This is a genomic window from Pseudomonas sp. LP_7_YM (assembly GCF_004364435.1).
GTDB lineage: Bacteria > Pseudomonadota > Gammaproteobacteria > Pseudomonadales > Pseudomonadaceae > Aquipseudomonas.
This window is the reverse complement of sequence record NZ_SOCT01000002.1, coordinates 710,782-733,633: the sequence shown is the minus strand read 5'-3', so window position 1 is coordinate 733,633 and position 22,852 is coordinate 710,782. Positions and strand designations below refer to the sequence as shown.

General features: G+C 60.0%; 26 protein-coding genes. 18 read left to right on the top strand and 8 right to left on the bottom strand.

Annotated features, from left to right (window positions below; genetic code table 11):
- Nucleotides 1-33: 33 nt before the first annotated feature.
- Together EC915_RS08430 and EC915_RS08425 are read right to left on the bottom strand one after the other, a co-directional pair.
- The gene (locus tag EC915_RS08430; RefSeq protein WP_133750064.1) at nt 34-1,281 is read right to left on the bottom strand and encodes a winged helix-turn-helix domain-containing protein; all 1,248 of its coding nucleotides are present in this window, start codon (nt 1,279-1,281) and stop codon (nt 34-36) included.
- Nucleotides 1,282-1,330: 49 nt separating this feature from the next.
- Nucleotides 1,331-1,567, bottom strand: a complete 237-nt coding sequence (locus EC915_RS08425) for a DUF1127 domain-containing protein (RefSeq protein ID WP_305955383.1) — start codon at nt 1,565-1,567, stop codon at nt 1,331-1,333.
- Nucleotides 1,568-1,660: 93 nt separating this feature from the next.
- Between EC915_RS08425 and EC915_RS08420 the strand changes: the two genes are divergently transcribed.
- A complete protein-coding gene (locus EC915_RS08420) occupies nt 1,661-2,515 on the top strand; it encodes a LysR substrate-binding domain-containing protein (RefSeq protein ID WP_133750063.1) in 855 nt (284 codons plus the stop codon).
- Between the two features lie 6 nt (nt 2,516-2,521).
- Here EC915_RS08420 and EC915_RS08415 read toward each other — a convergent pair whose 3' ends face one another.
- A complete protein-coding gene (locus EC915_RS08415; protein ID WP_133750172.1) occupies nt 2,522-3,253 on the bottom strand; it encodes a sulfite exporter TauE/SafE family protein in 732 nt (243 codons plus the stop codon).
- Between the two features lie 254 nt (nt 3,254-3,507).
- On the opposite strand from EC915_RS08415, the gene EC915_RS08410 reads away from it, so the two are divergent.
- The gene (locus EC915_RS08410; protein WP_133750062.1) at nt 3,508-3,981 is read left to right on the top strand and encodes a MarR family winged helix-turn-helix transcriptional regulator; all 474 of its coding nucleotides are present in this window, start codon (nt 3,508-3,510) and stop codon (nt 3,979-3,981) included.
- Between the two features lie 183 nt (nt 3,982-4,164).
- Entirely contained in the window at nt 4,165-4,584 is a 420-nt protein-coding gene (locus tag EC915_RS08405; protein WP_133750061.1) for an organic hydroperoxide resistance protein, read from the top strand.
- 362 nt (nt 4,585-4,946) lie between these two features.
- On the opposite strand, the gene EC915_RS08400 is transcribed toward EC915_RS08405, so the two are convergent.
- The gene (locus EC915_RS08400) at nt 4,947-5,516 is read right to left on the bottom strand and encodes an elongation factor P (RefSeq protein WP_133750060.1); all 570 of its coding nucleotides are present in this window, start codon (nt 5,514-5,516) and stop codon (nt 4,947-4,949) included.
- An 87-nt stretch (nt 5,517-5,603) separates the two neighbouring features.
- The gene (earP, locus tag EC915_RS08395; RefSeq protein WP_133750059.1) at nt 5,604-6,737 is read right to left on the bottom strand and encodes an elongation factor P maturation arginine rhamnosyltransferase EarP; all 1,134 of its coding nucleotides are present in this window, start codon (nt 6,735-6,737) and stop codon (nt 5,604-5,606) included.
- 116 nt (nt 6,738-6,853) lie between these two features.
- Here earP and EC915_RS08390 point away from each other — a divergent pair, with 116 nt between their 5' ends.
- The 12 genes from EC915_RS08390 to EC915_RS08335 all read left to right on the top strand — a co-directional run bounded on the left by EC915_RS08390 (nt 6,854) and on the right by EC915_RS08335 (nt 18,224).
- The gene (locus EC915_RS08390; protein WP_133750058.1) at nt 6,854-7,249 is read left to right on the top strand and encodes a hypothetical protein; all 396 of its coding nucleotides are present in this window, start codon (nt 6,854-6,856) and stop codon (nt 7,247-7,249) included.
- A 26-nt stretch (nt 7,250-7,275) separates the two neighbouring features.
- On the top strand, nt 7,276-7,758 hold the full coding sequence (locus EC915_RS08385) for a transcription elongation factor GreAB (RefSeq protein ID WP_133750057.1): 483 nt from the start codon (nt 7,276-7,278) through the stop codon (nt 7,756-7,758).
- 121 nt (nt 7,759-7,879) lie between these two features.
- Nucleotides 7,880-8,086 (top strand): hypothetical protein, encoded by a 207-nt coding sequence (locus EC915_RS08380; protein ID WP_133750056.1) that lies wholly within the window; start codon nt 7,880-7,882, stop codon nt 8,084-8,086.
- A gap of 173 nt (nt 8,087-8,259) precedes the next feature.
- Nucleotides 8,260-8,748 (top strand): DUF1003 domain-containing protein, encoded by a 489-nt coding sequence (locus EC915_RS08375; protein ID WP_256658689.1) that lies wholly within the window; start codon nt 8,260-8,262, stop codon nt 8,746-8,748.
- A 219-nt stretch (nt 8,749-8,967) separates the two neighbouring features.
- On the top strand, nt 8,968-9,771 hold the full coding sequence (dkgB, locus tag EC915_RS08370; protein WP_133750054.1) for a 2,5-didehydrogluconate reductase DkgB: 804 nt from the start codon (nt 8,968-8,970) through the stop codon (nt 9,769-9,771).
- A gap of 563 nt (nt 9,772-10,334) precedes the next feature.
- Nucleotides 10,335-11,072: a FadR/GntR family transcriptional regulator gene (locus EC915_RS08365; protein WP_133750053.1), complete on the top strand. Its 738-nt coding sequence runs from the start codon at nt 10,335-10,337 to the stop codon at nt 11,070-11,072.
- A complete protein-coding gene (locus EC915_RS08360; RefSeq protein ID WP_133750052.1) occupies nt 11,069-12,076 on the top strand; it encodes an ABC transporter ATP-binding protein in 1,008 nt (335 codons plus the stop codon). The genes EC915_RS08365 and EC915_RS08360 overlap by 4 nt, the downstream gene beginning before the upstream one ends.
- Complete coding sequence (locus EC915_RS08355; protein ID WP_133750051.1) at nt 12,073-13,194, top strand: ABC transporter ATP-binding protein; 1,122 nt, start codon at nt 12,073-12,075, stop codon at nt 13,192-13,194. The genes EC915_RS08360 and EC915_RS08355 overlap by 4 nt, the downstream gene beginning before the upstream one ends.
- Nucleotides 13,191-14,690: an ABC transporter substrate-binding protein gene (locus EC915_RS08350; RefSeq protein WP_133750050.1), complete on the top strand. Its 1,500-nt coding sequence runs from the start codon at nt 13,191-13,193 to the stop codon at nt 14,688-14,690. The genes EC915_RS08355 and EC915_RS08350 overlap by 4 nt, the downstream gene beginning before the upstream one ends.
- Before the next feature lie 43 nt (nt 14,691-14,733).
- Nucleotides 14,734-15,678 (top strand): ABC transporter permease, encoded by a 945-nt coding sequence (locus EC915_RS08345; RefSeq protein WP_133750049.1) that lies wholly within the window; start codon nt 14,734-14,736, stop codon nt 15,676-15,678.
- The gene (locus EC915_RS08340; RefSeq protein WP_133750048.1) at nt 15,678-16,562 is read left to right on the top strand and encodes an ABC transporter permease; all 885 of its coding nucleotides are present in this window, start codon (nt 15,678-15,680) and stop codon (nt 16,560-16,562) included. Before EC915_RS08345 ends, EC915_RS08340 begins: the two co-directional genes overlap by 1 nt.
- A 66-nt stretch (nt 16,563-16,628) precedes the next feature.
- A complete protein-coding gene (locus tag EC915_RS08335; RefSeq protein WP_133750047.1) occupies nt 16,629-18,224 on the top strand; it encodes a gamma-glutamyltransferase family protein in 1,596 nt (531 codons plus the stop codon).
- Nucleotides 18,225-18,371: 147 nt separating this feature from the next.
- Here the strand turns inward: EC915_RS08335 and EC915_RS08330 are convergent, their stop codons facing one another.
- Together EC915_RS08330 and EC915_RS08325 are read right to left on the bottom strand one after the other, a co-directional pair.
- Nucleotides 18,372-18,710, bottom strand: coding sequence for a DUF202 domain-containing protein (locus EC915_RS08330; RefSeq protein WP_133750046.1), 339 nt, complete (start codon nt 18,708-18,710; stop codon nt 18,372-18,374).
- On the bottom strand, nt 18,707-19,126 hold the full coding sequence (locus EC915_RS08325) for a YidH family protein (protein ID WP_133750045.1): 420 nt from the start codon (nt 19,124-19,126) through the stop codon (nt 18,707-18,709). The genes EC915_RS08330 and EC915_RS08325 overlap by 4 nt, the downstream gene beginning before the upstream one ends.
- 335 nt (nt 19,127-19,461) lie before the next feature.
- Between EC915_RS08325 and EC915_RS08320 the strand changes: the two genes are divergently transcribed.
- Both EC915_RS08320 and EC915_RS24795 read left to right on the top strand, forming a co-directional pair.
- The gene (locus EC915_RS08320; RefSeq protein WP_133750044.1) at nt 19,462-20,991 is read left to right on the top strand and encodes a sensor domain-containing diguanylate cyclase; all 1,530 of its coding nucleotides are present in this window, start codon (nt 19,462-19,464) and stop codon (nt 20,989-20,991) included.
- A gap of 224 nt (nt 20,992-21,215) precedes the next feature.
- The gene (locus tag EC915_RS24795) at nt 21,216-21,353 is read left to right on the top strand and encodes a hypothetical protein (protein WP_166650943.1); all 138 of its coding nucleotides are present in this window, start codon (nt 21,216-21,218) and stop codon (nt 21,351-21,353) included.
- Nucleotides 21,354-21,388: 35 nt separating this feature from the next.
- Here the strand turns inward: EC915_RS24795 and EC915_RS08315 are convergent, their stop codons facing one another.
- Nucleotides 21,389-21,922 carry a GNAT family N-acetyltransferase gene (locus EC915_RS08315; protein ID WP_133750043.1) on the bottom strand — a complete coding sequence of 178 codons (534 nt, stop codon included), beginning with the start codon at nt 21,920-21,922 and terminating at the stop codon, nt 21,389-21,391.
- 126 nt (nt 21,923-22,048) lie between these two features.
- Between EC915_RS08315 and EC915_RS08310 the strand changes: the two genes are divergently transcribed.
- On the top strand, nt 22,049-22,843 hold the full coding sequence (locus EC915_RS08310; RefSeq protein WP_133750042.1) for an SDR family NAD(P)-dependent oxidoreductase: 795 nt from the start codon (nt 22,049-22,051) through the stop codon (nt 22,841-22,843).
- Nucleotides 22,844-22,852 lie beyond the last annotated feature (9 nt).

The window sequence follows — 22,852 nt, the reverse complement described above, 5'->3', positions numbered from 1 at the left end:
GCATCAGTGGCAGCCCATGACGTGGCAGGGCAATCACAGAAGCTGTAACCCCGCACTTACGAACGCCGTTCGTAACCTTGCCCCGCTGACACGCTGGCAGTTGATCAGCACCTCAGGCAAGCCCAACCAGTCCGCGAGTTGGCGCACGTTTGCGGCCAGCGCGTACATGCCCTCCTCATCCAGCCCCGGCTGTTCTTCGTGTACGGCATGCACCGCCAGCCGCCCCGCTGTCCGTTCCGCACGCAGATCGATACGCGCGGCTATGCGCTCGTGATGCAGAAAAGGCAGCACGTAATAACCGTAAACACGCTTGTGGGCAGGGGTGTAGATTTCCAGCCGGTAGCGAAAATCGAACAACCGCTCCGTGCGCGCACGCTCCCAGATCAGTGAGTCGAACGGCGACAGCAAGGCACTGGCGGTGACGTTGCGCGGCACTTTGAATTCCGGCAAAACGTATGCAGGCTGCCTCCAGCCTTGCACGTGCACACGTTGAATTGCCCCCTGCTCCAGCAACTCAGCCAAGCCCGACCTGGCCGGTGCGGGATCCTGGCGAAAATAATCGCGAATGTCCTTTTCAGTGCCCACGCCCAGTGCCTTGACCGCGTGCAGCAGCAGACCACGCTGGGCATCGGCTTCAGCAAGCGGCGGGTGATCGATGATGGCGGCTGGCAATACCCGCTCCGGCAAGTCATACAGGCGCTCGAACCCTCGACGCCCGGCGACTGTCAATTCCCCGGCTGCAAAGAGCCATTCCAACGCAATTTTCTCCGCGCTCCAATCCCACCAGGGGCCCGCGCGCTCCTGCCGCGTATTGAGGGTGCCTGCGCCCAGCGCGCCTTGCTCACGGACTGCCCGCAGCACGCGGGCAATGGTCGGTTGCTGTTCGCGACCGAATTTGGCCATCTGCTGATAAATGCCCTGGCCCTGGGACGCTCGCTGCATGCGCCAACGCATCAGCGGGTATAAATCGATCGGCAACAACGATGCCTCATGCCCCCAGTATTCGAACAGTTTGCGCTGTCGCCCCTTACTCCAGGCCGCCTGATCCAGCAACTTTTGCGGGTAGTTGCCCAGGCGCGAATACAGCGGCAGATAATGCGAGCGCACCAGCGCGTTGACCGAATCGATCTGCAACACGCCCAAGCGCTCGATCAATTGCGTGACATGCCGGGATGTAATCTTCGCAGGCGGCTGCCGGCCATGAAATCCCTGGGCGCAAAGCGCCAGACGACGGGCCTGCTTGATAGATATTGTGTGTTGAATGGGGAGTTCTGCGGGCATCAGGACCTCCTGGTCGAAGCGCAAAACTACCTGATCACACGGCGTCCTGTCAGCGCTTGATCGGGTCGTACCAGAAAGGACGCTCCGTTTCTTCATAGACGTCGGCGCGGCTCAACCCGATGTCCTTGAGCGCGTCGTCGCTTAAGCTGGCCAGCTCCACACGCTGGTGATAAAGCTTGTGCCAACGCGCTATCTGCCGGGTTAACGCAGCCAACGCGCGCTTTGGAAAAGCGTAGCGGGACAGGGGGTTCAGCCCCCATACAAAGCCTTTTTGATTTTTCATCATGCGCCCTCCATGTGGGATGGCGCGATTCTCTACCCGGGCTTAAGATCAATCCAACGAATGTTTCTTATGGAATGCATCTAGGAGATTGATGCGATGGCCACTTACCCGAGTATCGACAGCGAACTGTTGCGCACCTTTGTCGCAATCGCCGACCAAGGTGGATTCACCAGGGCAGGCGAGGTGGTCAACCGTACGCAGTCTGCGGTCAGCATGCAGATGAAGCGGCTGGAAGACGACGTGGTGCAACGCCCGTTGTTCCAAAGGCAAGGCCGGGTCTTGAACCTGACTGCCGAGGGACAAGTGCTGTTGGGTTATGCCCGGCGCATCCTCAAGCTGCACAGTGAGGTGTTCAATACCCTGCGCGAGCCCCATATGGTCGGCACGGTGAAGATCGGCACGCCGGACGATTACGTCATGCGTTTTCTGCCGGACATCCTGTCGCGTTTCTCTCAGGTCTATCCATTGATCCAGGTGGAAGTGCATTGCGAATCGTCCGCGCAGTTGCTGCTGCGCCAGGATCTGGACCTGAGTATCATCACTCGCGAGCCGGGCATGGAAATCGGACAGATCCTGCGTCAGGAGCGCTTCGTATGGGCCGAGGCCGTGGGATTTTGCCCACATGAACAGACGCCAGTTCCTCTGGCGATGTTCAATAACGATTGTTTTTGCCGGTTATGGGCCACCCACGCGCTGGACGCGTCAGGGCGTGATTATCGAGTGGCGTACACCAGCGCCAGCCTGTCGGCGATCATGGCCGTGGTCAGCGCAGGGCTGGCGGTGACCGCACAACTGGAAAGCCTGATAACCTCGGACCTGCGGGTTCTGGGTGAGTCAGAGGGCCTGCCACAGTTGCCGTCGGCGAGCATCGTACTGCTGCGCAACCCAAACAATCCTTCGCCGATCACCGAATGCCTGGCAGAACACATTGCCGAGGGTTTCAAGCGCTAGGCAGCATCAAAGCCTGAAGCACAGCATGATCGCGCAGAACACCAGAAACACGCAGAACAGCGAACGCAGCCTACGCTCCGGCAGACTGTGGGCCAGCGCGACACCCCAACTGATGCTGGCCAGCCCCCCGATCGCCAGCGGGATGCCCATCAGCCAGTTCACGTGGCCATGCAGTGCGTAAGTGGTTAGCGTGATCACCGTGGCCGGCGCCGCCAACGCCAGCGCCAGACCCTGGGCAGCCACTTGCGTGGCGCCGAAGATGCCGGTCAGAATCGGTGTCGCGATCACGCCGCCACCGACGCCGAACAGACCCGCGGTGATACCCGAACCCAGTCCCAGGACCCATAGCCATCTACCGTGACGCAACTCAGCGCCGGCATTGCCTTTATGCCAGTACATCTGGATCAGGTTGAACAATGTCAGCACGATCAGAAAACCCACGAAGCCAATGCGCATGTTCTGGGCTTCGACGCGCACCGCCCACATCGAGGTCAGCCAGGAAGCCACGAAGCTCGGCACGATCAGCATCATCGCGTTGCGCACCGAAATCCGGTTGCGCTGGTGGTAGCGCCATAGCGCCAACAGAACATTGGGTAATACCATCAGCAGCGCTGTTCCTTGGGCCAGTTGCTGGTCCAGACCGAAAAGCACGCCCAATGCCGGGATCGCAACCAGCCCGCCACCAATTCCGAACAGCCCGCCCAAGGTGCCCATGGCAGCCCCCAGCAGCAAGTACATCACGACATCAACGATCACATGCGGTCCTCTATTTGATCCTGCGCCCATGCTACGCAGTCAGGCCAATTGAGGAAATCTGCAAAGGAGCAATAACAGACAACGAATCGTGATTCGTCGATTCACGAAACGTGTCCACAGGCCCGCCTGCTTCATCGACAGAGAGCACCGCGAGGGGCCTATTGCTGAATTGTCTGGTGCATTAAAGGCAAGGACACTAAATTAATCGCGAATTCCGCTTTACTGAGGACGCTTCAATGAACACCGTCGATAGCTCCATCACTGCAGGCGCAGGTAGCTGCGAAAACCTGCTGCTGGATAACCAGTTGTGTTTTGCCCTGTATTCGACGTCATTGATGATGACCAAGGTTTACAAACCACTGCTTCAGGAACTGAACCTGACCTACCCGCAATACCTGGCCATGCTGGTCTTGTGGGAAGAAGAAGGTATGACTGTCGGAGAGGTCAGCACGCGTCTGCTGACGGACCCCGGCTCCCTGACGCCACTGCTCAAGCGCCTGGAAACCGAAGGCCTGATCCGCCGCACCCGCAGCAAGGAGGACGAGCGCGTCGTGCTGCTACACCTGACCGAACAAGGCAAAGCCTTGCACAAGAAGGCCCAAAGCATCCCGCAGTGCATCCTTGCAGCGACCGGAATGACGGTCGAGCAGCTGCAAGCCTTACAAAAGAGCCTTCTGAGTTTGCGCGGCAACCTGCACGCCAGTCTTTGAGCACGCCCTTCTCCCTACCAAGCCGGCGCGTTGCCGGCTTTTTTGATCTCCGACTTCAAGCCTTTTGAAATTTAACTTGCGCGCAAGATATTAGCGCAGTACATTTCGCTTCAACTGTTTGGCGCACTAAATTTTAGCGCTGATTATTTATTCCAGAACCACATCATCAAACGAGGAAATACCATGCAAGCGCTCTATACCGCAGTCGCAACCGCCACCGGTGGCCGAGATGGCCGTGCTGTTTCCAGCGACAAGATTCTCGACGTGAAACTCGCCACCCCAAAAGAAATGGGTGGCGCAGGTGGTGAAGCCACCAACCCTGAACAACTGTTCGCTGCCGGTTATTCGGCCTGTTTCATCGGCGCACTGAAATTCGTCGCCAGCCAGAGCAAGCGCAGCATCCCGGCAGACACCTCGATCACGGCGCATGTCGGCATTGGTCAGATTCCCGGCGGTTTCGGCCTGGACATCGACCTGCACGTGAACCTGCCGGGCCTGGAGCAAGCTGATGCTCAAGCACTGGTCGAAGCGGCTCACAACGTCTGCCCTTACTCCAACGCTACCCGTGGCAACGTTGAGGTTCGTCTGCACGTGACTGTCTGATCCTCCCGCAATGCTGGAGATGAACATATCCGGCAAGATCATGGCGGGGTCGTTGCTTGCCCTGTGGGTGGAGCGTGGTTGCAGTGGCGAGTAACCGTGTCGGCGGCAACATGGCGACACTACGGGCTGCTCAATGTGGCCAGTCAGTCCCGAGTACGGTCGGCCATCCAGCAGGCGGCGCGGGCGTTGAAGGTCCATTTGCAGTCAGCGTGAATCGCACCGGCTCGACCCTCATGGGTCAGCCCGGTCTTGATGAACGCAAGCCGGCTGGCCCCTGCAGCAGCGGCCCTAAACCCGGCGCCCACAAAAAAGCCCGACTCGATGGTCGGGCTTTTTCGTATCTGGCGTTACAGCAGCAGTGCTTATTTAGCACGGCCTTTGTAGGAACCGCCTTCACGAGTGTCGATCTCGATTTTGTCACCGATTTCGATGAAGTCGGCCACTTGCAGCTCAGTACCGTTGCTCAGCTTGGCAGGCTTCATGACCTTGCCCGACGTGTCGCCACGCGCGGAACCTTCGGTGTAGTCGACGACGCGTACGATGGTGGTCGGCAGCTCTACGGACACGAGACGTTCTTCGAAGAACACGGCTTCGCAGACGTCGGTCATGCCTTCTTCAACGAAAGGCAGAACGGCTTCGATGTCTTCAGCGTTCAACTCGTACATGGTGTAGTCGGTGGTGTCCATGAACGTGTAGGTGTCACCGCTGATGAAAGACAGGGTGGCTTCCTTACGGTCCAGAATCACGTCCTCCAGCTTGTCGTCAGCGCTGTAGACGATCTCGGTCTTGTAGCCGGTCAGCAGGTTTTTCAGCTTGGTCTTCATGATCGCGCTGTTACGGCCCGACTTGGTGAATTCGGCCTTCTGAACCAGCCAAGGATCTTTTTCCAGCTTGATCACGGTACCGGGTTTCAGCTCTTTACCAGTTTTCATTACGAGTATCCGAATTTGGATTGAAGTACTTACTAAGCCCTGTACGAAAAGCCACTTTTCGTACAGGGCTTACTACAAGGCCGCGTATCATAGCCAATTCCGGTGAAACTGTACCAGCGCAGTCGTCAGATCATCCTGCAAGGCGCGTTCCAGACACCAGCGTTCGGCATGAAGCGCCAGTTCGCTACGGTGTATTTCCAGCGCGCTCCAGCTTTGCGTCATGTCCTGTCCGGCATTCCAGTGACGCCAGACCTCGATCAGGGCCTGCCCGGCTGCGTCTGAAAGTCCTGCCAGATACAACTCCAGAAAGGCATCGAGCTTGGCCCAATGGGCGTCGTCGTCCTGCTCGTAGATGTGCCAGATCAACGGACGACCAGCCCATTGCCCGCGTACGAACGAATCTTCGCCACGCACTACGTTGAAAGCGCAACACCAGAGCAACCGGTCGTAATCTTCCTGACGCACGAACGGCAGCACCTGAATCGTCAGCGCGCCACGCACGTGCACCGCCCCGGCCCGTAAACCCTCTACGTCAAGCCAGCGCTCGACGTCGCCAATGACACGTCCTTCAGGCACGAGCAGGTGAGTGAGTTCTGCATCCTGAGCCAGATATGCCAGCCACGAGCCCAAGCCTGCGTGTTCGTAGGCGAACAACGAGATCAGGCGTGCGCCAGGTTGTGGATAAATGCTCAGGTCGGCGAGAAACGCCTGTCGTGCAGAAAGGTTGCGCTCAAAGGCGTGGCGTCGGTCGATCAGCCCGGCTTCACGTAACAAGCCCCCGGTTGAAGTTCTGAACCCCGGAAAGAAGAAGAACTTTTTAACACCACTCGATTGCAGCGACGGCAGGCCGTGGCACCCGGTGACCCACTCCTCTGCGCTAAGGTATTCCAGGTTCAGCCACAACGGGCGGGGGTTGCACGCTTGAACGGCTTCTATATACGCCGCTGGCAGGTGACAGGCGAAGGCTTGGATGACCACATCGGCAGGCTCGGCCGGTTGCCAGTCTTCAGGCCAGGAACACACCTGAACGCCGTCATGCCATTGCTGTTCGGCCTGCGCATCGGCGCCGGGGCACAGACGCGCGAAGGCCGAAAGATCATCGACCCAAAGGCGCACCTGCAGGTCGTGTTCGGCGACCAACTGTCGGGCCAGGCGAAAGGTCACGCCGACATCGCCGAAATTATCTACAACGGTGCAGAAAATATCCCAAGAGGCTTTCATCGGGGCTCCCTGAGGATGTTCAAAAAAACGGATTGTCCGTCATAACAGCACTGAATCACCAGCGCTGGTCGTGCGACAATCGCGGCCACCGACACTGTGCAAGCCTGGAGTCTGCCATGTACGTCAAACATCGCGAATTGTCCGCCACGCTGCGTCCGCTGAAATTGGCGTTGTCCATTGCCGCTGGCATCTGGCTGGGATGCCTGGCTGTCGTGCTCACCGGCTGGTTGGTCTACAAGGCCCTGCCTGCCGAACAGACCCAGGCCCTGAATAACGCCGCTGCGCAATTGATCACCCCGCCGACAGGCAAAGCAAAGCCTGAGAGTGACAACTCGATGTTTGATCAGTACCGGCAGATCCTGCGTGACAGCGAGACCCGTCAGGCTCAGAAAGCCGAAGAGGCCGACCGGCAGCGCAGTTTCAACGGGCCAAAATGCCAGTTCTGGATGCAGCAGAACCAGACCGCCCCAAGCGAAAAAAGCCGCGCGGCGATCTATCAGTTCTGCGGTTGATTCATTTGACGAGATATGCCGCACTCATGAACAAGCAACAGGTCCTGCAACGGATCATCGAAAAACTCGACATCGATCTGGACGTCGCCATTCGTGCCGCGCAAACCGCCTACGAAACGGCGACGCATGAAGAAAACATTGCCGAGAACAAGTACGACACCCTGGGTCTTGAGGCCTCCTATCTGGCGGCCGGCCAAGCGCGTCGCGTGGAGGAAATTCGTCAGTCGCTGAGCCTGTATCGGCAGCTCGGCCTCAAGCCATTCGATCAGACGCGCGGCATTCAGTCGGGAGACCTGATCGTCCTTGAGTCGGGCAAGGGCGTGGCGCAGCACCTGTTTCTCGGCCCGGATGCGGCGGGCCTGAAGGTTTATCTCGATGACACGCTGATCACGGTCATCACCCCGCGCGCGCCCTTGGGGCAAAATCTGCTTGGCAAGCTCGAAGGCGATGAGCTGCAAATCAGCGTCAATGGCAGTCGCCAATCGTTCGAAGTCACGCGTGTACTGTGATCTGTTAATCATTTGCAGGGTTGATGGGTCAGACTTTTTGTGGGTAAGGTGCGAGGTCACACGACAAGCAATAAACCCGGACATGGAACCGGGCACACGGATTTAACCAAGGAGATATTTCATGACGAACGTCATCACCTTTCCTGACGCCCATGAACGCGATCGCCTCAAGTCCAGTGACCAGAAAGAGTTGAGATACCTGAACAAAAAAGAGCGACAACTGATCGATTGTCTGCGCATGACTAGCCACGCAGGCCGTCAGTACGTGTACGACTACGCCAACATCATGCATCGCTCCAAGCCGTTGTACCCCGAGCAGCAGGACTGACCTCTGCGCTGTGGGTCATCACGCATTCACCGCAGCTCAGTACAAAGCCTGCGAGCGTGGGCCTATAGTAGGTGAAAGTCTTTAACCTGCGAGAATGGCCCATGCCCGCTGTCACCCCCGAAACCACTGCCACCGACACAACCGCACCCGCCAAGCCTGTGAAAGTCGATCACATGCGCTTTCATAAACTCCATGCGCACCTGGCGCCCACTTTTGGCAGCGACGCTTTTGCTCTGAAGGCCGAAGCCTTCGCGCGTTTCTTCGGCACACCCACCTTCCTTGGAGCACAAACCCTGCTCGTGCTGCTATGGGTGGGTGCCAACCTGAGTGGCCTGGTGACGTTCGACCTCTACCCTTTCATCCTCCTGAATCTGGCATTCAGCCTGCAATCGGCCTACGCCGCGCCGCTCATTCTGCTGGCCCAGACCCGTCAGGCTGCCCGGGACAAGGCCACATCCGATGCCGATGCACAACATCGCGAAGCCTTGGCAGTGGCCAACGAAGAGCGCATGGCAAGTGCCGCGCAAAACACCGCACAGATGCTTGAACTGCTGGAACAGAATACCCGCCTGACCGAAATGACCAAGGTCCTGACTGAACGCGTCGAAGTCCTGACCGCAGACATGCACAAGCATTTCGTGAAGAAGGACGGGCACGCCTGAACAACGGGCGACATCCGTTGGCGGATTCTGGGTGCCAACGGGACAGCCCGGGCGTCTGGGCATCGGCCTCAATCCAACTGAACGAACACTCACTGCCATCGCTCTACCCTCCAGCGCTGCTTAGGATTTACGGTCGAAATTCCGATTGATCGCCATTTTCTTCGGGACCCAAACGCAATGAGGGGCCGAACATTTTCAACCTGCGTACTGGAGTACTTAATGACTGTTCCTGCATTTGGTCTTGGCACCTTCCGTTTGAAAGACCAGGTCGTCATCGACTCGGTCAGCAACGGCCTGGAACTGGGCTATCGCGTCATCGACACCGCACAGATCTACGGCAACGAGGCCGAGGTCGGCATCGCCATCGGGCAGAGCGGCGTTCCACGCGATGAGCTGTTCATCACCACCAAGATCTGGACCGATAATTTCGCCGCCGACAAGCTGATCCCCAGCCTCAAGGAAAGCCTGACGAAGCTAAAAACCGATCACGTCGACCTGACCCTCATTCACTGGCCATCGCCAGGTGGCAAGGTGCCGGTCGCCGAATTCATGGGCGCTCTGCTTGAGGCGAAGAAACAGGGCCTGACCCGTGAAATCGGCGTGTCGAACTTCACCATCGCGCTGATGAAGGAAGCAATCGAGGCAGTAGGTGCGCAGAATATCGCCACCAACCAGATCGAACTGCACCCCTATCTGCAAAACCGCGTCGTTGCCGACTTTGCCAGACAGCAAGGGATCAAGATCACTTCGTACATGACCCTGGCCGTGGGCGAAGTGCTGAAAGACCCGGTCATCGAGCAGATTGCCAGGCGTCACGATGCAACGCCGGCACAGGTGACGCTGGCCTGGGCGATGCAACTGGGCTATTCGGTCATCCCGTCCTCCACCAAACGGGCCAATCTGGAGAGCAATCTCAAGGCTGTGGACCTCACACTCAGCGACGACGACATGAAGCAAATCGCCGCGCTTGATCGTGCGCACCGCCTGACCAGCCCTGCAAGTCTCGCGCCGCAGTGGGATTAAGCATCTGAGGACAGGTGCGGTCGGCTGATGAGATGGACTTGCTCACGAGGCGTCACCTTCGTCCCCCGAAGAGGCTGCGATTCGAACGGCCCTGTCGTGAGCGGGCTCATTCCCGCAGATTACTTGCCAGTCTCGATTCCGGGCTGCATGTAGGTCCTGTTGCGGGAGTGAGCTTGCTCACGAAGATTGACTTCAAACCCCAACGCGGCTCTGCATCCACCGATCTCTTGGTAAGCAAGCCGCCTCCACAGCGGCGGCTGCCCTTGCCGAGCTGCCGCCCCGTAACCATGCACCCGAACCATAAACAGGCATGCAAGTAACATCTTCAAAAAATTGGTGCGCTTAATCCCCGAACCAATCCCCTCTTAATCCCGCGAACCAACCTCCTGAACCATTGGCAATTGGCCCGCAATGTGCCAATGCGCTCCTCTAAGCCCGACAAATTGCCTGGCCCACCGCCGAACCAATTTAAATTGGCATCGCTATTGCACCCTTCCGATATCGCCCCTTAATAGCCGCGATCACGAGCGGCGTCCTGTTTTCATCTGTCACGAGAGACCACGATGGAAAGGTTCGAGACTGAAGCGCTCCACGACAATTCGTCGAAAATGGCCCTGGATGCCTTACGCCAGATGGTCGCGCAACATGCGGCATTTCCCCAGCGGGCATTGCCTACCGAACGTGAACTGGCGGTGGATTTCGGTGTAAGTCGCCGAGCCATTCGCCGGGCTCTGTCGGTGCTTGAGGCCGAAGGGCAGATCTGGCGTCGCCAGGGCAAAGGCACCTTCGTCGGGCCGACTCCGCCCAGCGCATCGATGAGTTTTGCCAAGCTGTCCAGCCGAACCAATTTCAGCGAGGTCATGGAAGCGCGCCTGTATCTGGAACCAGCGCTGGCGTCCCTCGCTGCGCTGCGGGCCAGCGGGGAGCAAATGGCGATCCTGCGCCGCCTGACCGAACGCACCACGCGTCAGCAGCACGCCACCGAGATCGACGCCGAGGGCATTGAGCTGTGGGACAGCGCGCTGCACCGTGGCATTGCCGAAGCCGCAGGCAACCGGCTGATGCTGGACATCTTTGAAATGCTCGACGCCATTCGCCTGGATCCCGCCTGGCGCGACCTGCGCCAACGCGCACGCAATGCCGACCGTCTGGACACCTACAGCCACGATCACGACGACATCGTCAGTGCCATCGAAACCCGCGACCCGGTCAAGGCCGCCACTGCCATGCGTGGCCATTTGCGCGCCTTGCAGCAGGCCCTGGACCACGTCATTCAACAAGACCTCGAGGCCAGCGTATGAGTGACACCCCTCGTAATCAGTCCCACGCCGTACTGAGCGTGAGCGACCTGACCGTGCGCTTCAAGGATGCCCCGGCCAACGTGGTCGACGGCGTTTCGTTCTCCATCCACCCAGGCAAGACACTGGCCATCGTCGGCGAATCCGGCTGCGGCAAGAGCGTGACCTCCATGGCGCTCATGGGCCTGCTGCCGGACACCGCCAAGGTCCAGGCCAGCGCTTCGAGCCTGCTGGAAGAGCCGCTGCTGGGCATGTCCGATGAACGCCTGCTCGATGTGCGTGGCAACCGCATGGCAATGATCTTTCAAGAGCCGATGACCTCGCTCAACCCGGTGTTCACCATCGGCGAGCAGATCGCCGAAAGCGTGATCCGTCATCAGGGCCTGTCCGCCAGTGCCGCACGGCAGCGCGCGCTGCTGATGCTGGAAAAGGTCCGCGTGCCCGATGCCCTTCAGCGTCTGGACGCCTACCCCCACGAACTGTCCGGCGGCATGCGCCAGCGCGCGATGATCGCCATGGCGCTGGCCAACGACCCAGCACTGATCATCGCCGACGAACCCACGACGGCGCTGGACGTGACCATTCAGGCACAGATTCTTGCACTGGTGGCCAGCCTGCAGGCCGAGACCGGCACCTCGATGATCCTCATCACGCACGACCTGGGCGTGGTCGCCGAAGTCGCCGACGAGGTGATGGTGATGTACGCCGGTCGCGTCGTCGAAAGCGCTTCGGTGAAGACCCTGTTCGACGACCCGCAGCACCCTTACACCATCGGCCTGATGGGCTCGATGCCATCGGTGGGGCCGCGGGAAGGCCGCCTGGCGACGATCAATGGCCGCGTGCCGACGCCCGCGCAAATGCCCAGCGGCTGTCGCTTCGCCAGTCGCTGTCCGTTCGTTATTGCAGCCTGTCGCGAAGCCCGACCGCCGCTGCTGGAAATCTCCGCGGGTCACTTCGCGGCGTGCATTCGTGCGCCACTGGAACAGCATCTGGGAGTCAGCGCATGAACACACCCGTCAGCACCATCGCCGATGCAGCCCCCTTGGAAAGTCCGATTCTGGAAAGCATCGCGGTCAGCAAACACTTCCACAGCGAAGCCGGACTTTTTCAGCGCAAAAAGCCGCCGGTGCAGGCTGTCAATGAGGTCTCACTGGCGGTACGGCGCGGCGAAACGCTGGCGCTGGTGGGCGAATCAGGCTCCGGTAAATCGACCTTGGGCCGCGTGCTGCTGAACCTGCTCAAGCCCACGGCTGGCGATGTGATTTACGAAGGCCGCAATCTGGGCAACCTGCCCGCCGACAAGCTGCGTCAGGTGCGGCGTGATCTGCAAATCATCTTTCAGGACCCGTTTGCCTCACTGAACCCGCGCATGAGCGTAGAGTCGATTATCGGCGAGCCAATCTGGCTGCACCGCGACGATTCGCGCAGCGCACGACAGGACAAGGTCGCCGAGCTGCTGCGCACCGTTGGCCTGGCGCCTGAGCATGGCAGCCGCTTCCCCCATGAATTTTCCGGTGGCCAGCGTCAGCGTATCGGCATCGCCCGCGCCCTGGCCTCCGAACCTCGGCTGATTCTCGGCGACGAGCCGGTCTCGGCGCTGGACGTGTCGGTGCAGGCGCAAGTGGTCAACCTGCTTGAGGACCTTAAGCATCAGTTCGGCCTGACGCTGCTAATCGTGGCCCATGGGCTGGCAGTGATACGTCACATGAGTGATCGGGTGGCGGTGATGTACCTTGGCGAAATCGTTGAGCTGGCGCCGGTCAACGCGCTGTTCGAAACCCCCTTTCATCCTTATACACAAGCGCTGATGGCCGCAGTGCCGGTTAGCCATCCTGACCTGCGACGCCCTCGTCCGCTGCTCGGCGGCGACATGCCGAGCCCGAGCAAGCCGCCGTCAGGCTGCCGTTTTCACACCCGCTGCCCCCACGCCAAGGCGCTGTGTCGCGAACTCAAACCCGCCTTCGAAACCGTCGAGCCGGGGCGTCAGGTCGCCTGCCACTACTGGCGCGAAATCGCCAATGCCGGTGCCGGTTCGCTAATCGTGCCCACGCCCAGCGCCGCCTACAGCCAGCGCCTGAACCTGTTCAAAAGCCATCAAGCCCTTTCTCTGGAGAGTCAGCCATGAAGTTCGCCCCACTGATGACAACCGCGTTGTTGCTGCTTGCTGCGAACTCGGCGTTTGCCGACACCACGCTGCGCATCGGCATTCAGGACGATCCCGACGTGCTGGACCCGCATCGCTCGCGCACCTACTCGGGACGCCTGGTGTACACCGCCCTGTGCGACAAGCTGGTGGACGTCAGCCCCGACTTGACCTACGTGCCGCAACTGGCCACGGCGTGGAACTGGAGCGAGGATGGCAAAACCCTGACCATGACCCTGCGCGAGGGCGTGACCTTCCACGACGGCGAAGTCTTTGACGCCGCCGCCGTAAAGTTCAATCTCGACCGCGCCCGCGCCCTGCCCGACTCGCTGCGCAAGAGCGAACTGGCGTCGGTGGAAAGCGTTGAGGTCATCGATGCCAAAACCGTGGCGATCAAGGTCAGGCAAGCCGACGCCACGCTGATTTCGCAACTGTCGGACCGTGCCGGGATGATGCTCGCGCCCAAGGCAGCGGCCACCGACTTCAGCGCCAGACCGGTGTGCTCCGGGCCCTATAAATTCGTCCAGCGCGTGCAGCAGGACCGCATCGTTCTGGAGCGTTTCGACAATTACTGGAACAAGCAGGCCTATCACTTCGACAAGGTGATTTTCCTGCCGATTCCCGACACTTCGGTGCGTCTGGCCAACCTGCGCTCGGGTGATCTGGACATCATCGAACGGGTGGCGCCCACCGACGTGAAAACCGCCAAGGCCGACAGCCATGTTCAGGTGTTCAGCACACCAGGGCTGGGCTATATGCAACTGATGTACAACATCGGCAATGGCGAAAAGGCCAACAATCCGCTGGGCAAGGACAAGCGCGTACGCAAGGCCTTCGAACTGGCGATCGACCGCGATGCGCTCAATCAGGTGGTGTTCGAAGGTCTGTATGCACCGAGCGCGCAGCCTTTCCCGAAAAACAGTCCGTATTACGACAAAGACCTGCCGGTTCCTGCCCGGGATGTCGAGGCGAGCAAGAAGCTGCTGGCCGAAGCAGGCGTAAAAGCCCCGGTCAGTGTTGAGCTGAAGGTCGCCAACAACCCCATCGCTCAGCAAGTCGGCCAGATCGTTCAGGCCATGACCGAGGAAGCAGGCTTCAAGGTCAATCTGATCGCGACCGAATACGCCACGTTGCTCAATGAACAACAGGCCGGCAACTTCCAGATCAGCATGAATGCCTGGTCCGGTCGGCCCGACCCGGATGGCGACATTCACCAGTTCGTGACCTGCAAGGGCGGCCAGAACGACGGCCACTTCTGCAACCCGAAACTCGACGAACTGCTGAACAAGGCACGTACCGTTAACGATCAGACACAGCGTCAGGCCCTGTACTTCGAAGCCTTGCGTGTCCTCGCCGATGACGTGCCGACCAGCTACCTGTATTTCGATCCGCGGATCATCGCCATGCGCAGCAACCTGACGGGCTTCGTGCCCAACCCCGATGGCCTGATCCGTCTGAATAACGTCGCCTTCAAATGATCACCGACGCTGTGGACAACCGTTGCGGCCACGAGGAATCGTCATGCTGACTTTCATCCTGCGACGCCTGATCAGTGCGCTTCCAACGCTGATTCTGGTTTCGCTGTTCGTCTTCACCCTGCAGAAGCTGCTGCCGGGCGATCCGGTGCAGGCCATGGCCGGTGAGGAACGTGATCCGGCTGTCATGGAATACCTGCGCGAAAAGTATCGGCTCAACGATCCTCTGCCGGTGCAGTACGTCCATTGGGTCGGCAATGTGCTGCAAGGTGATTTAGGCACCTCGCTGCGCACTGAGCAACCGGTGACCACGTTGCTGGCGTCCAAGCTGCCAGTGACCATCGAGCTGGCCGTGCTGGCGTTGATCATCGCACTGGGGATCGGTATTCCCACCGGGGTGATTTCGGCGGTGCGCAAGGGCACGGCCACCGACTATGCGGCCAACGTATTCGCCCTGTCGGGCATTTCCATTCCGCACTTCTGGCTGGGGATTTTGCTGATCATGATCTTCGCCGTGAAACTGCAATGGCTGCCCGCCTCCGGTTTCGTGCCGCTGGGCGAAGACGTGGGGCAGAACCTCAAGACCTTGATCCTCCCGGCCTTCGTGCTCGGCGCAGGGCTCTCCGGTGTGCTGATGCGCCACACCCGCAGCGCCATGCTCGAAGTGCTGCGGGCAGATTATGTACGGACGGCACGGGCCAAGGGGCTGTTCCCGCGCACGGTGATCCTCAAGCACGCGCTGCGTAACGCGCTGATGCCCATTGTCACCCTGACCACCCTGCTGTTTGGTGAATTGCTCGGCGGCGCAGTACTCACCGAGCAGGTGTTCAGCATTCCCGGTTTCGGCAAGATGATCGTCGACGCCGTGTTCAATCGCGATTACGCCGTGGTGCAAGGGGTGGTGCTGTGCGTGGCCATTGGTTTCCTGTTGCTGAACCTGCTGGCCGACGTGCTGTATCGCCTGATCAACCCGCGCCTGAGGACTGCCTGATGAGCTCGATTGCCGTCAATCCTGCTGTGCCCGTCAAGAAGTCATTGAAGCCGCGTATGCGCTCGCCGTTCGTGAAGAAATTCCTCGCCAACAAGGGCGCGGTGGTCGGTGCGGTGGTGCTGATCGCGTTCATCCTCGCCGCGCTGCTAGCGCCGTGGATTGCGCCTCACGACCCGCTCAAGGCCAATTTCCTCGCGGTGCGCAAGGCCCCTTCGCTGATGTACTGGCTGGGCACCGACGAACTCGGGCGCGATCTGTTCTCCCGGTTGTTGTGGGGCGCGCGCAGCTCGCTGCTGGCCGGTGGCGTTTCCGTTGCCATTGCGATGATCATCGGCGTGCCCCTGGGGCTGTTGGCCGGTTATTTCGGCGGCAAGCTGGACGCAGTGATCTCGCGCATCATGGAGGCGCTGCTGTCGTGCCCGTTTCTGGTACTGGCCATCGCGCTCGGGGCGTTTCTCGGCCCAAGCCTGACCAACGCGATGATCGCCATCGGCTTGTCGGCGATGCCGATTTTCTCCCGACTGACCCGCGGTCAGGTTCTGGCGATCCGCCACGAGGATTATCTGGAAGGCGCCCGGGCCATTGGCCTGCCGGACCGTTGGATTATCCTGCGTTACGTTTTGCCCAACGTATTATCGCCACTGGTGGTCCAAGCCACGCTGACCATTGCGTCTGCGATTCTGGCCGAGGCCAGCCTCTCGTTCCTGGGCCTGGGCCAACAGCCGCCCTCGCCGTCCTGGGGCTCGATGCTCAACACTGCAAAAAACTTCATGGAGCAGGCACCCTGGATGTCCATCGCGCCGGGCGTGGCAATCTACATCACGGTGTTGTGCTTCAACCTGCTGGGCGACGGCTTGCGAGATGCCCTCGATCCAAAAAGCTGACGCCGCATACTGAAGAAACCGACCCGCTTCTTTTTAAAGTTGATCAACTGCCGAAGAGACAACCTCATGTTCGATGATCTGGATTACAGCCAACCCTACGCCTCCGCCCGCTCGCCGGTGATGGGCAACAACATGGTCGCCTGCTCGCAACCGCTGGCTGCTCAGGCCGGGCTCGACATGCTACGCCGTGGCGGCAACGCCGTGGATGCTGCGATTGCTGCGGCCATGGTGCTAACCGTGGTCGAGCCCACGGGCTGTGGCATCGGCAGCGATGCCTTCGCCATCGTCTGGGACGGCAAGCAGCTGCAAGGCCTGAATGCTTCCGGGCGCTCGCCGCAAGCCTGGATCCCGGAGCACTTCGCCGGGCAGACAGAAATGCCCCAGCGCGGCTGGGGTGCAGTGACCGTTCCCGGCGCCGTGTCGGCCTGGGTCGCATTGTCCGAGCGCTACGGCAAACTGCCCTTCGCCACCCTCGCCGAACCCGCCATCGGCTACGCTCGCGATGGCTATCAGGTCACGCCGATCATTGCCGAACTGTGGCGTCGTGGTGCGGCACTGCTGAAGGATCAACCGGGCTTTGCCGAGTGCTTCCTGCAGGGCGGCAAAGCGCCGAACGCCGGGGAGAAGGTCAAGCTTGCGGATCATGCCAAGACCCTGGAGCTGATCGCCGAAACCAAAGGTGAGTCGTTTTATCGTGGCGAGCTGGCCCAGCAGATCATTGCCCATGCCCATATCAATGGCAGCGTCATGAGCCTGGACGATCTGGCGAGCCACAGCGTCGACTGGATTGACACCCTTTCCGTGCCTTACGCCGGAGCCATGGTTCACGAACTGCCGCCCAATGGCCAGGGCATCGCCACGCTGGCCGGCCTGACCATGCTCGAAGCGCTGGGCGTCGGCGAGCACCCGGTGGACAGCGTCGAGACCGTGCACCCGGTGCTAGAAGCCATGAAACTGGCGCTGGCCGACCTTGCCCAGCATGTCGCCGACAACGAGCACATGCGCGTCGCCTCGGAGCACCTGCTGGCCCCGAGCTACCTTAAGGAACGCGCCGCACTGGTCACCGAACAGGCCGCCGATCCGCTGCACGGCGCGCCCAAGGCAGGCGGCACGGTGTACCTGTCGACAGCCGACGAGAGCGGCATGATGGTCTCGTTTATCCAGTCCAATTACATGGGCTTCGGGTCCGGGGTGGTGGTGCCGGGCACCGGTATCAGCCTGCAAAATCGCGGCGCAGGCTTCAGCCTTGATCCTGAACACGTCAACACCGTCGCGCCGGGTAAACGCCCTTTCCACACCATCATTCCGGGCTTTGTGATGAACGCCGATGGCACGCCGCTGATGTCCTTCGGCCTGATGGGCGGCCCGATGCAGGCCCAGGGTCATCTGCAGATGATGATGCGTATCCTGCGCTACAAACAGAACCCGCAAGCCGCTGCCGACGCCCCGCGCTGGCGCCTGGAAGCGGGGTTGAAAGTTGCGGTAGAGCGCTCGTTCGATCCTCTGGTGATCGAAGAACTGCGCGCCAAAGGGCATGAAGTGGAGATAGAGGACCCGAGCGGCGTGTTCGCCTTTGGCGGCGCGCAGATCATCCAGCGCACGGCTCACGGCTATGTGGGCGGAACCGACCCGCGCAAGGATGGGATAGTCGCAGCTTATTGATGGCTGCTTCACAGTAGATGATGGGAGTGCATTCATCGTGAAGGGTGGCAGGGTCCAATTCTCTGTCGCCTGATGCGTCTTGCGAATGAATTCGCGCTCAGCGTTGTGTGGTGCCTGGTCGGTAGGCTCTGTTGGTTTCTGAGGCTGTTAGCCGAATCCCACCGCATAAATGCCCACGCCACTCAAGACGATCACTGTGCCGGCCAATACCACAACCTCCCGAAACGGCGCGGGTATACGCTCCTGCTTGAGGCCTTTGCTGCTTTTGCGATAACGCGCATTGAGGGCGATCTGGATCAAGATGCCCGCCACCAGCGAGATCATGATCGGTAGCAGCGCGATCATGCCAAAATGCGGAATCCAGCGCAGGAAGATCGTGCAGACCACCAGTAAGGTCATCAGCGTGCGGCGCCAGGCCAGCAGTGTGCGTTCCGGTTGCAGGCCCGGATCGTCGTGACCCGCAACCAGCGGCCCGCGACGGTTCATGCTGCGCCGTATGTGAGAAAGACGATGAGCCCTGCCGCCACCAGCGCGCCGCCCAGTGACAGAACCGGCACGAGCACCGGTAAGGGCAGCGGCTTGCGCAGACGCATGGCGCGCTCGACTTTCAGCCAGCGAATGCAGGCACTGGCGCTGACCAACATCGCCAGCACCAGCAGCGATAACGCCACCGCACGTCGCAAGCCGGGGCTGAAGACATCGCCCGCGAAAGCCTCGACCGCAATGCCCCCGGCGAGGAACGCCAGCGCCGTGCGAATCCACGCCAAAAAAGTGCGCTCGTTGGCCAGGGTAAAGCGCGGGTCAGGTTCGCAACCGCCGCCCAGCAGGGACGTGGACAGACGATCGCGATCGCAGGGGGCGGTGACGGGGGAGATAACTTTGCCGGAATCCGGAGAATTCATGTCGCACCGTGGTCGGGTAGATGGCTCGATCATACCGGGCATGACCCTCAAAGGCCCGCATCGGCAGCGACCCTGGTTTACCTATGGCCGCAACGGCACACCCCGTACACCTAAGCCTGGCCATGTGCGGCGAATCTACTGTGGGAGCAAGCTTGCTCGCGAAAGGGCCGACTCGTTCTCTGCGAGATTCTAATGCCGAAAGAATTTTCCCTTCAAAATCCCATACTTGTCCTACGCTGTGTCAGACGGTCGCTGTTGCGATAGCGTGTGTCACCCAGCATGGGGTGTTTGGCACATCGACGGGTGTTAATCGTAGACGTCAGTGAGGGCGAGGCTTGAGACAAGTAGAAGGAACAGTCTTCGATGCCAGAAACCGGCGTCTGAAGCGCATGCCTGTGCTGTGGCTGGCGGGATTTTTTACTGTCCTGGTGTGCTTATCCATCACCACCATTACCTTGTGGCAATTGCGCCAGGCCCGCAATCACGAACTGGAAATCGCTGACACTACGGTCGCCAACCTGTCTCGCTCGATGGCGCAGCAAGCGGATGATGCGTTCGATCAGGCCGAAATCCCGGTAGCCGGCATCGTCGAGCGGCTTTCCTTCGACGGCTTCGGCGCCGCCACCAGCTCACGGATGCATGACTTCCTGCGCGTCACCGCTGCCAGCGTCGAGCAGGTCCAGGGGTTGTTCATCTATGACAAGGAAGGCAACTGGGCGGCCACATCGCTGAACCGCATGCCGGACAACGCCGACAACGCCGACCGGGAGTATTTCCGTTTTCACAAATCTTTCGATAGCATCCTGCCGCACATCAGCCCCGCCATTCGCAGCCGCACGACCGGCGAGTGGGTCATCCCGATCTCGCGCCGGGTCAATGACTCCGCGGGAAATTTTGCAGGTGTCGTGCTGGCAACACTTGAGCTTGCCTATTTCGACCGTTTTTTTGATCGATTTGACATCGGCAAGAAAGGCGTCCTCACGCTGGCGATGGCCGACGGCACCATTCTGGCGCGTCGCCCGATCCAGGAAAACCTGCGGGGCGTGTCGATTGCCGACAGCGAACTGTTCAGCAAATACCTCAAAGAGCGCTACGAAGGCACGGCAACGGTCCGCTCGATCCTCGACCAGCAACTCCGCCGGTATGGCTACAAACGTCTGGACCGTTACCCGTTGGTGGTATTGGCCGGGTTGTCCGAGGAGGAAGTGCTGGGGGAGTGGCGCCAGTATGCCTGGCGCTCGCTGGCGATCATCATGTGTGTTGTGGTGGCCAACCTGTTGTTCGGGGTTTTGCTGTTCCAGCAGATCCGCTTCGGCCTGAACGCCGAATCACAACTGCGCATCGCCAGCCATTCGCTTGAAAAACTCGCGTTGCAGGATGGACTGACTGGCTTGGCCAACCGTCGCCACTTTCAGGAAATACTGGGGCTGGAATTCGTCAGCGGCCACCCGAATCAGCATCCGCTGAGCCTGATCCTGATCGATATCGACTTCTTCAAAACCTACAACGATAACTACGGACACGTGGCCGGCGATAAATGCATCGCTGCCGTAGCTGAGTGCATTCGCGGCAACCTCAATCGCACAGGCGACCTGGCGGTGCGCTACGGCGGCGAAGAGATGGCCGTGTTTCTGCCGCACAGTGAAGTCCAGGGCGCCTACAGGCTCGCCGAGAAAATCCGCCTGACAGTACTGGCTCGGGCCATCGAACACCGGGGTAACCCGGAGGGCATCGTCAGCATCAGTCTGGGCGTCTACGGCTGTGGGGCTCAGGAATGTCCGAGCATGGAAGCACTCATCGAACGCGCCGACAGCGCGCTTTACGCGGCCAAGCATCAAGGACGCAATCGCACGGTGACAGGCTGAAACGTCGTACAGCCGCCATGTTTTAAGGGGGTGGAGTTAGCCTTGGTGAGCAAGCGCACCGTTATCCAGCGGCAGACGCAAAAGCCCGTCAACCCGGCTGCGCCACCACGATCTACGGGGTCTGGCGGAACGACCTGTTCATTTTCCACCGGCGCCACGGCACACATCTGCACGGCCTGCCCGCCTGGCTGGCCGCGGGTTGTCTGTTCGCTGTATCACTGTCAATGCTTTCGCACATCGTCGATCACTACGACAAACGCAATAACGAGCGCAGCTACCGACGCTTTCACTATTACGTGCAGATGATTGCCTGCATCCTCGGGCTTACAGCGGTGCTTTCCCCGCTGCTCAACATGCTCTAGGTCGTCATTCGGGGTCCGTACCCTGGCACGTGGGCTTAAAGCATCTTTCGGAACAATGCGTTCTCATGCGTCTCATTCTGCAGCGTGTAAACCGGTGAACCGATATGCGCGTAGCCCTGCCGTGGGTAAAACGCCAAGGCCCTGGGATTGCCGACCCACACCGTTGCCCACAGCATCGACGCCTTTTTCAAGCAGGCTTGCCGTTCGGCAAATGCCAGCAGGCGCCAGCCGAGTCCGTACCCCGTGAAGCGCTCCTGAACGTAAAGCCGTTGCAGTTCAGCGGCCTGTGGGCTGCGGATCATCGGATGGTCGGTCTGTGCAGCGAGTTGCGCGAAGCCGAGCAAATGCCCTTGGGTTTGCGCGACGATGAAAGACGTATCGGCACGCGCCATCAAGTCCAAAATGGTCTCAGTGGAAAAAGACCTCAGCGCTTGGCGAGCCAATGAGTCACGAATGCCTTCAGTGGCGTAGGTATCGAGAAAAACCTGCATGCCCAACACGCCAATGCGCAACGCATCTTCGGGTGTTGCCTGGCGTAGGGAGAGTTGGAGTGAGTTCCTGCCACTCATTGCATTGCGTCCTCGAAAGTCAACCTGGCGTGAGTCGACGGCCAGAATACCCGATCAGCATCGGCGTGAACCCATGCCGATTTCAGCACTCCATCTTTTTTTTCAACCTTAATGGAGATCTGCGAGATGAAAATCGATTTGACCGGCAAAACCGCTCTGGTAACAGGTTCGACGCTGGGCATCGGTTATGCCATTGCTAAGGGCCTTGCCGAAGCCGGTGCCGAGGTGGTCATCAATGGCCGCAAGCAGGATGCGGTCGATAAAGCGCTCGAGCGCCTGAAGAGGGAAGTGTCGGATGCGCGACTGCGTGGCGTCGCTACGGACGTGGGCACCGCCGAGGGTTGCGAAGCGCTGATTAAAGCTGTGCCACAGGTCGATATCCTGATCAACAACGTCGGCATTTATGGGCCGCAGGATTTCTTCGATACGCCGGACGATGTATGGCAGCGCTTCTTCGACGTCAACGTGATGTCCGGTGTGCGACTGTCACGTGCTTATGCCGATGAAATGGCTAAACGCGGTTGGGGTCGCATCGTGTTCATTTCGTCCGAGTCAGCGTTGAATATCCCGGCAGACATGATCCATTACGGACTCACCAAGACCTCCAATCTGTCGATCTCCCGAGGCCTGGCCAAACGTCTGGCAGGCACGGGCGTGACTGTCAACGCCGTGCTGCCCGGCCCTACCCTGTCGGAGGGGATGACCGACATGCTCAAAGATGAAGTGGAGAAGACCGGCAAAGCGCTTGAAGACTGCGCGGCAGCCTTCGTCATGGAGCATCGCCCCAGTTCGATCATCCAGCGAGCGGCGAGCATCGAGGAAGTGGCCAATATGGTGGTGTACGTGTCGTCGAAGCAGGCTTCTGCCACCAGTGGCGCGGCCTTGCGCGTAGACGGGGGCGTGGTCGACACCATCGCCTGAGCCCTGATT